Genomic DNA, 954 nt, shown 5'->3' on the forward strand with positions numbered 1-954 from the left:
CCGCATCGTTATTTGCCACACCGTCCGCAACGTTGTGCAGGCTTACCGGGGCGCTCGCACCCTGGCCACCAAGCGTGACGCTCGTGTGCGCGTCGTTGTCGTACTGCACCGCATTCTTCGTGGCCTCACCGATCTGGCTGTTGATCGTCGTGCTGAGGTTGCTGATCTGCGTATTGACGTTGTTCGTCACGCTCGTGCTGAGCGACGACAGGCCGCCGTTCAGCTGGCCGACGTTCACTGCGTCATTGTTGTTGACGCCCGCTGCAACACCCGTCAGCACGCGATCCGCGTTCGAACCGTTGGCGAAGTTCACCGACGTGCCGTCCGTCGCCGCGCCGACCGTGATCTGGCCGTTCGGGTCCTGCTGCTGCACGATGCCAGCCTTGCCGTTCGTGACGTTGGTCACGTTCTGTTGCAGGTTCGTAATGTCGGTCGTGTTCTTCGTGACTTGCTGATTCGTCGCGTACAGTTGCGAACCGTTCACCGCGTCCGTGCTGGTTGCGCTGAGCGCACCGGCCTGCACGTTCGTGATCTTCTGCGCCGAACCGCTGCCGTGCGAAGCATCGTATGCGCCAGCCGATGCCGACCATTGCAGCGCATCCTGTTGCAGCGCGCCGATGTGGGTCGTGTTCTGCGTGACCTGGCCGCCGATGTTCCGGATGTCGGTCGTGTTCTGCGTGACTTGTCCGCCGATCTGCGTGATCGAGTCGCCCTGCTTCGCAACCGTCTGGTTGGTCGCATACAGTTGCGAGCCGTTCACCGCATCGGTGCTCGTCGCCGACAGTTCGGCTGCCTTGACGTTCGTCAGCTTCGTGCCGTTCGGGCCCGCGAGCGTGACGGTTTCGAAACCTTCCGCGCCGTCATACTTGACGTTCCGCTTGTCGGCCGCCTGCAGGTTCGACACGTCCGTCTGCGTGCCGGCCAGGCTCGTGCTCAGGTTCGTGACGTTCTGGT

At 62.8% G+C, this 954-nt stretch carries 1 pseudogene; it reads right to left on the bottom strand.

What is annotated here, in order from left to right:
* A pseudogene (locus tag G3N94_RS41755) lies at positions 1–954 on the bottom strand (hemagglutinin); the annotation flags it as partial.

The sequence above is a fragment of the Burkholderia sp. Ac-20353 genome, assembly GCF_017104785.1.
Classification (GTDB): domain Bacteria; phylum Pseudomonadota; class Gammaproteobacteria; order Burkholderiales; family Burkholderiaceae; genus Burkholderia.